A 7686-nucleotide genomic window follows, 5' to 3' on the forward strand; every position below is an offset into this window, starting at 1 on the left:
CGACGCCGACCCCCGCGCCCACCCCGACCCCCGCGCCCACCCCGACCCCCGCGCCCACCCCGACCCCCGTGCCTACCTCGACCCCCGCGCCGGCCCCGACCGCGACACCGGCCCCGACCACGACGCCCGAAGGAGGCGAGCCCCGATGACCGATGACACGACCGACACCCCCGGCGAGAGCCGGGACCAGGACCGCGCGGAGAGCACCGCCCCCCGCCGCCTCCCCGTCACCGACGTCTCCCTCGTCGTCCTGATCGGCACCAGCGGCGCGGGCAAGTCCACCTTCGCCCGCCGCCACTTCCTGCCCACCCAGGTGGTCTCCTCCGACTTCTGCCGCGGCCTGGTCGCCGACGACGAGAACGACCAGTCCGCCTCCGCCGAGGCCTTCGACGTCCTGCACTACATCGTCGGCAAGCGCCTGGCGGCCGGCCGGCTGACCGTCGTGGACGCCACCAACGTCCAGCCCGAGGCCCGCCGCCGGCTGGTCGAGATCGCCCGCGAGCACGACGTGCTGCCGATCGCGATCGTCCTGGACGTCCCGCCGGGGGTGTGCGCCGAGCGCAACCGCTCCCGCCCGGACCGTCAGCTGCCGGCCCACGTGATCCCCCGCCAGCACCGGGAGCTGCGCCGCTCGCTCCGGGGTCTGGAGCGCGAGGGCTTCCGCAGGGTGCACGTCCTGCGCGGCGAGGCCGAGGTGGCGGCCGCCGGGATCGAGCTGGAGAAGCGCTACAACGACCTGCGCCACCTCACCGGCCCGTTCGACGTCGTCGGCGACATCCACGGCTGCCGCTCCGAGCTGGAGACCCTGCTGACCCGGCTCGGCTACGCCCTGACCCGGGACGCCGAGGGCCGTCCGGTGGACGCCGCGCACCCGGCGGGCCGCACCGCCGTCTTCGTCGGCGACCTGGTCGACCGCGGCCCCGACACCCCGGGCGTGCTGCGCCTGGTGATGGGCATGGTGGCGGCTGGCCACGCGCTCTGCGTGCCGGGCAACCACGAGAACAAGCTCGGCCGGGCGATGGACGGCAAGAAGGTCAACGTCGCCTACGGCCTCCAGGAGTCGCTGGACCAGCTGGCGGGGGAGAGCGAGGAGTTCCGGGCCGAGGTCCGCGCGTTCATGCGCGGCCTGGTCAGCCACTACCTGCTGGACGGCGGCGCCCTGGTGGTCTGCCACGCGGGCCTGCCGGAGAGGTACCACGGCCGCAACTCCGGCCGGGTCCGCTCGCACGCGCTGTACGGGGAGACCACCGGCGAGACCGACGAGTACGGCCTGCCGGTGCGCTACCCGTGGGCGGAGGAGTACCGGGGCCGGGCGCTGGTGGTCTACGGCCACACCCCGGTGCCGGCCGCGAGCTTCGTCAACAACACCGTCTGCCTGGACACCGGCTGCGTCTTCGGCGGCAGCCTGACCGCGCTGCGCTACCCGGAGCGCGAGCTGGTGGGCGTCGAGGCCGAGTGCGAGTGGTACGCCCCGGTGCGCCCGCTGATCACCGACGCGCCGGGCGCCCGCGAGGGCCGTCCGCTGGACCTCGGCGACGTGGCCGGGCGCCGGACCGTCGAGACCGGGCTGCACGGGCGGGTGGCCGTCCGGGAGGAGAACGCGGCCGCCGCGCTGGAGGTGATGAGCCGCTTCGCGCTGGACCCTCGACTGCTCGCCTACCTGCCGCCGACCATGGCACCGAGCGCCACGTCCCGCCGGGACGGCTACCTGGAGCACCCGGAGGAGGCCTTCCTCGGCTACCGGGCGGACGGCGTGCGGCACCTGGTCTGCGAGGAGAAGCACATGGGCTCGCGCGCGGTGCTGCTGGTCGCCCGGGACGGGGCCGCGCTGGAACGCCGCTTCGGCGTGGCCGGCCCCGGCGCGATCTGGACCCGGACCGGCCGTGCCTTCCTCTCCGACGAGGAGCTGACCGGCGCCGTGCTCGACCGGGTCCGGGCGGCCGCCGAGCGCGCCGGACTGTTCGAGGAGCTGGCCTCCGACTGGCTGCTGCTGGACGCCGAGCTGATGCCCTGGTCGCTGAAGGCGGTGGAGCTGCTGCACCGCCAGTACGCGGCGGTCGGCGCGGCGGCGGGCGCCGCCCTGCCGGAGGTGCTGTCCGCGTTGGAGCGGGCGGCCGGGCGCGGCCTGGACCTGGCCCGGCTGGCCGACCGCCAGCGGCAGCGCGCGGCCGACGCGCGGGCGTTCACCGAGGCGTACCGGCGCTACTGCTGGCCGACCGAGGGCCTGTCGGGCATCCGGCTCGCGCCGTTCCAGCTGCTCGCGGCCGAGGGGGCGAACCTCGCGGTGCGCCCGCACGACGAGCACCTGGCCTGGATCGACCGTCTGGCGGCCGCCGACGAGACCGACGAGACCGACGGAACCGACGGGACCGACGGGACCGCCACGGCCGCCGGCACGGAGGAGCCGGAGCGCCGCGAGGAGCCCCTGCTGCAGCGCACCCGCCGGATCCTGGTGGACACCGAGGACGAGGCCTCGATGGCCGCCGCCACCGCCTGGTGGGAGGAGCTGACCGAGGCGGGCGGCGAGGGCATGGTGGTCAAGCCGCTGGTCTCGCCGGTGCGCACGGCGCGCGGCAGGGGCCGGCCGGGCGGCCTGGTGCAGCCCGGGGTGAAGGTGCGCGGCCGGGAGTACCTGCGGATCGTCTACGGCCCGGACTACACCGAGCACCTCGACCGGCTGCGCCTGCGCACGCTGGGCCACAAGCGCTCGCTGGCGCTGCGCGAGTACGCGCTGGGCCTGGAGGCGCTGGACCGGCTGGCGGCGGGGGAGCCGCTGTGGCGGGTGCACGAGCCGGTCTTCGCGGTGCTCGCGCTGGAGTCGGAGCCGGTCGACCCGCGGCTGTGACGGTGGTCGGGCGGGCGAGGGGCGCCGAAGCCTTCCGGAGCCCTCCTCCGCCCGGCCTCCGTATATAAATTCCGAGTATCGTATAGACTTGCCGCTTTCCGCAGCCCGTCAGTCCCGTCACCCCAGGAGCCCGGCATGGCCTTCAACCTCCGGAACAGGCACTTCCTCAAGGAGCTCGACTTCACGCCCCAGGAGTTCCGCTTCCTGGTGGACCTCGCCGCCGCGCTCAAGGCGGCGAAGTACGCGGGCACCGAGCAGCCCCGGCTGCGCGGCAAGAACATCGCGCTGATCTTCGAGAAGACCTCCACCCGCACCCGCTGCGCCTTCGAGGTCGCCGCCCACGACCAGGGCGCCACCACCACCTATCTGGACCCGGCGGGCTCGCAGATCGGCCACAAGGAGTCCGTCAAGGACACCGCCCGAGTGCTCGGCCGGATGTTCGACGGCATCGAGTACCGAGGTCACGGCCAGGAGATCGTCGAGGAGCTGGCCGAGTACGCCGGCGTCCCGGTCTGGAACGGCCTGACCGACGAGTGGCACCCCACCCAGATGCTGGCCGACGTGCTCACCGTCACCGAGCACACCGCCAAGCCGCTCCCCGAGGTCGCCCTCGCCTACCTCGGCGACGCCCGCTCCAACATGGGCAACTCGCTGCTGGTCACCGGCGCCCTGCTCGGTATGGACATCCGGATCGTCGCCCCGCGCGCGCTCTGGCCGACCGAGGAGGTGCAGGAGTCGGCGAAGGCCCTGGCCGGGACGACCGGCGCCCGGATCACCCTGACCGAGGACGTGGCCGAGGGCGTGGCCGGCGCCGACTTCCTCTACACCGACGTCTGGGTCTCGATGGGCGAGCCCAAGGAGGTCTGGGCCGAGCGGATCGAGCTGCTCAGGCCGTACCAGGTCTCCATGGACACCGTCCGGGCCACCGGCAATCCGGACGTGAAGTTCCTGCACTGCCTGCCCGCCTTCCACGACCTCGGCACGGCGGTCGGGCGGCAGATGCACGAGGCGACCGGTATGACCGAGCTGGAGTGCACCGACGAGCTGTTCGAGTCGGCCCACTCCATCGTGTTCGACCAGGCCGAGAACCGGCTGCACACCATCAAGGCGGTCCTGGTCGCCACCCTCGGCTCCTGAGGCGCCGGTTCCCGAGGCACCGATTGCTGAGGCACCGGTTCCTGGGGCGCCGGTTCCTGAGGCACCGGTTCCCGAGCGCCGCCCCCCGAGTGCCCGCCCCGGGGGTCGCGCGCCTCAGCCGTCCAGCCGGACGCAGGCCACCCGGTCGCCCGCCGCGTGCGGGCCGGCCGGGGTGCCCGCGTGCAGCACCAGTGAGCGTGCCTCGCCCGGTCGCGGCTGCCAGCCCACCACGGTGGTGGCGCTGCCCCGGCCCCGCCCGTCGGTGCGCAGCGCCAGTCGCAGCTCGTTGCGCTCGTTGGCGTACGCCGGGTCGGTGGACGGCTGCACGGGGTCGACCTCGTCCTGGTAGTGCGGCCCGGAGGAGGCCGGGTCGGCCCCGCAGCGGCCGGTGTGCAGGTGCGCGGGGAACTCGTGGTCGGGGGCGAGCCCGGAGGCCTTCAGGGTGAGCGCCGTCCGTCCGGGCACCGAGCGGTCGGTGACGATCCGGACGTGGGCGCCGTACGGCACCAGGTCGCTCGCGTAGCTGATCGCCGCCGGGGGGACGAAGGCGGTGGCCGGGTCGAAGTCGGCCTCGACGACCGAGACCGGTGAGGCGGCGGGGGCGAGCAGGGCCAGCGGCAGCAGGGCGGCGGCGAGCGGAGCGGTCATCGGTCGGGCCTTCCGGGGGCGGGGTGACGGGTCCCCCTGCTAACGGCGCCCGCCCCCGGAGGACACCGCCCCCTCGCCGACCGGCGGTTCCGGTGGTGAGCTAGTGGTGGTGCCGCTGACGGCGGCCGCCGTCGTGGCCGGTACGGTCCGGCTGTACGGGCCGGAGCGCGAGCGGTGCGGCCCGGACGATCGGTGTGCCGAGGCATGCACTATGGTTTATCTCGACATCGAGATAACTGCCGCCTAGGATATATCTCGACATCAAGATACTTGCCGAGAGGCGCTCGCCGGCGATGCGGGCAAGGCAAGCCTAAGTAAGGCTGACCTTACCACCGCGTGACGGCCGGATACCGCACGAAGCACCCAGAAGGAGTCAGTCGTGTCCGCGAACAGCTTCGACGCCCGCAGCTCGCTGCAGGTGGGCGACGAGTCGTACGAGATCTTCAAGCTCTCCGCCGTCGAGGGTTCCGAGCGGCTGCCGTACAGCCTCAAGGTGCTGCTGGAGAACCTGCTCCGCACGGAGGACGGCGCGAACATCACCGCCGACCACATCCGCGCCCTCGGCAACTGGGACGAGAACGCCCAGCCGAGCCAGGAGATCCAGTTCACCCCGGCCCGCGTGATCATGCAGGACTTCACCGGTGTGCCGTGCGTGGTCGACCTCGCCACCATGCGTGAGGCCGTCAAGGAGCTGGGCGGCGACCCGGCCAAGATCAACCCGCTGGCCCCGGCCGAGCTGGTCATCGACCACTCGGTCATCGCCGACAAGTTCGGCACCAAGGACGCGTTCACCCAGAACGTCGAGATCGAGTACGGCCGCAACAAGGAGCGCTACCAGTTCCTGCGCTGGGGCCAGACCGCCTTCGACGAGTTCAAGGTCGTCCCGCCGGGCACCGGCATCGTCCACCAGGTGAACATCGAGCACCTGGCCCGCACCGTCATGGTCCGCGGCGGCCAGGCCTACCCGGACACCTGCGTCGGCACCGACTCGCACACCACCATGGTCAACGGCCTGGGCGTGCTGGGCTGGGGCGTCGGCGGCATCGAGGCCGAGGCCGCGATGCTCGGCCAGCCGGTCTCCATGCTGATCCCGCGCGTCGTCGGCTTCAAGCTGACCGGCGAGCTGCCGGCCGGCACCACCGCCACCGACCTGGTGCTCACCATCACCGAGATGCTGCGCAAGCACGGTGTGGTCGGCAAGTTCGTCGAGTTCTACGGCGACGGCATCGGCTCCATCCCGCTGGCCAACCGCGCCACCATCGGCAACATGTCGCCGGAGTTCGGCTCGACCTGCGCGATCTTCCCGATCGACGCCGAGACCATCAACTACCTGAAGCTCACCGGCCGCGACGAGCAGCAGCTCGCCCTGGTCGAGGCGTACGCCAAGGAGCAGGGTCTCTGGCACAACCCGTCGCACGAGCCGGTCTACTCCGAGTACCTCGAGCTGGACGTCTCCACCGTCGTCCCGTCGATCTCCGGCCCGAAGCGCCCGCAGGACCGCGTGATCCTGGCCGAGGCCGCCGAGCGGTTCGCCGAGGCGCTGCCGACCTACTCCGCCGAGGCCTCGAAGCCGACCGCCGTCACCGCCCCCGACGGCTCGTCCTACGAGATCGACAATGGCGCGGTCGTGATCGCCTCGATCACCTCCTGCACCAACACCTCCAACCCCTCCGTCATGCTGGGCGCCGCCCTGCTGGCGAAGAAGGCCGTGGAGAAGGGCCTGCACGTCAAGCCCTGGGTCAAGACCACCCTGGCGCCGGGCTCCAAGGTCGTCATGGACTACTACGAGAAGGCCGGCCTGCTCCCGTACATGGAGAAGCTGGGCTTCAACCTGGTCGGCTACGGCTGCGTCACCTGCATCGGCAACTCGGGCCCGCTGCCCGAGGAGGTCTCGGCCGCCGTCAACGAGGCCGACCTCGCGGTCGTCTCGGTGCTCTCCGGCAACCGCAACTTCGAGGGCCGGATCAACCCGGACGTCAAGATGAACTACCTGGCCTCCCCGCCGCTGGTGGTCGCCTACGCCCTCGCCGGCAACATGAACATCGACATCACCAAGGACGCCCTGGGCCAGGACGCCGACGGCAACGACGTGTTCCTCGCCGACATCTGGCCGTCGGAGCAGGAGGTCGCCGACACCGTCGCCGGCTCCATCGACGAGGCCATGTTCGACAAGGGCTACCAGGACGTCTTCGCCGGTGACCACCGCTGGCAGTCGCTCCCGGTCCCGACCGGCAACACCTTCGAGTGGGACACCGAGTCCACCTACGTCCGCAAGCCCCCGTACTTCGAGGGCATGGCCAAGACCCCGAGCCCGGTGACCGACATCGCCGGCGCCCGCGTCCTGGCCAAGCTGGGCGACTCGGTCACCACCGACCACATCTCCCCGGCCGGCAACATCAAGCCGGGCACCCCGGCGGCGCAGTACCTGACCGCCAACGGTGTCGAGAAGCGCGACTTCAACTCCTACGGTTCCCGTCGTGGCAACCACGAGGTGATGATCCGCGGCACCTTCGCCAACATCCGCCTGCGCAACCAGATCGCGCCGGGCACCGAGGGCGGCTACACCCGCGACTTCACCCAGGCCGACGCGCCGGTGTCGTTCATCTACGACGCCTCGCAGAACTACCAGGCCGCCGGCGTCCCGCTGGTCGTCCTGGCCGGCAAGGAGTACGGCTCCGGCTCGTCCCGCGACTGGGCCGCCAAGGGCACCGCGCTGCTGGGCGTCAAGGCCGTCATCGCCGAGTCGTACGAGCGCATCCACCGCTCGAACCTGATCGGCATGGGCGTCCTGCCGCTGCAGTTCCCGGAGGGCGAGAACGCCGAGTCCCTCGGCCTGACCGGCGAGGAGACCTTCTCCTTCACCGGTGTGACCGAGCTCAACGAGGGCCGCACCCCGAAGACCGTCAAGGTCAAGGCGGTCGGCGCGGACGGGAGCAGCAAGGAGTTCGACGCGGTCGTCCGCATCGACACCCCCGGTGAGGCGGACTACTACCGCAACGGCGGCATCCTGCAGTACGTGCTGCGCTCGCTGATCGGCTGAGCATGAGCCTCTGAGG

4 protein-coding genes are annotated in these 7686 nt (G+C 72.2%); 3 read left to right on the forward strand and 1 reads right to left on the reverse strand.

Going from position 1 to position 7686, the window contains the following annotated elements; genetic code table 11:
* Nucleotides 1-145: 145 nt before the first annotated feature.
* Both ACFU6K_RS18415 and argF read left to right on the forward strand, forming a co-directional pair.
* Nucleotides 146-2845, forward strand: a complete 2700-nt coding sequence (locus ACFU6K_RS18415) for a polynucleotide kinase-phosphatase (RefSeq protein WP_380664237.1) — start codon at nucleotides 146-148, stop codon at nucleotides 2843-2845.
* A gap of 135 nt (nucleotides 2846-2980) precedes the next feature.
* Nucleotides 2981-3982, forward strand: a complete 1002-nt coding sequence (gene argF, locus ACFU6K_RS18420) for an ornithine carbamoyltransferase (protein WP_380664239.1) — start codon at nucleotides 2981-2983, stop codon at nucleotides 3980-3982.
* A 114-nt stretch (nucleotides 3983-4096) separates the two neighbouring features.
* On the opposite strand, the gene ACFU6K_RS18425 is transcribed toward argF, so the two are convergent.
* Nucleotides 4097-4630, reverse strand: coding sequence for a superoxide dismutase family protein (locus tag ACFU6K_RS18425; protein ID WP_380664241.1), 534 nt, complete (start codon nucleotides 4628-4630; stop codon nucleotides 4097-4099).
* 379 nt (nucleotides 4631-5009) lie between these two features.
* On the opposite strand from ACFU6K_RS18425, the gene acnA reads away from it, so the two are divergent.
* Nucleotides 5010-7670 carry an aconitate hydratase AcnA gene (acnA, locus tag ACFU6K_RS18430; protein ID WP_380664243.1) on the forward strand — a complete coding sequence of 887 codons (2661 nt, stop codon included), beginning with the start codon at nucleotides 5010-5012 and terminating at the stop codon, nucleotides 7668-7670.
* Nucleotides 7671-7686: the final 16 nt, after the last annotated feature.

The sequence above is a fragment of the Kitasatospora sp. NPDC057512 genome, assembly GCF_042802135.1.
Lineage (GTDB): Bacteria > Actinomycetota > Actinomycetes > Streptomycetales > Streptomycetaceae > Kitasatospora.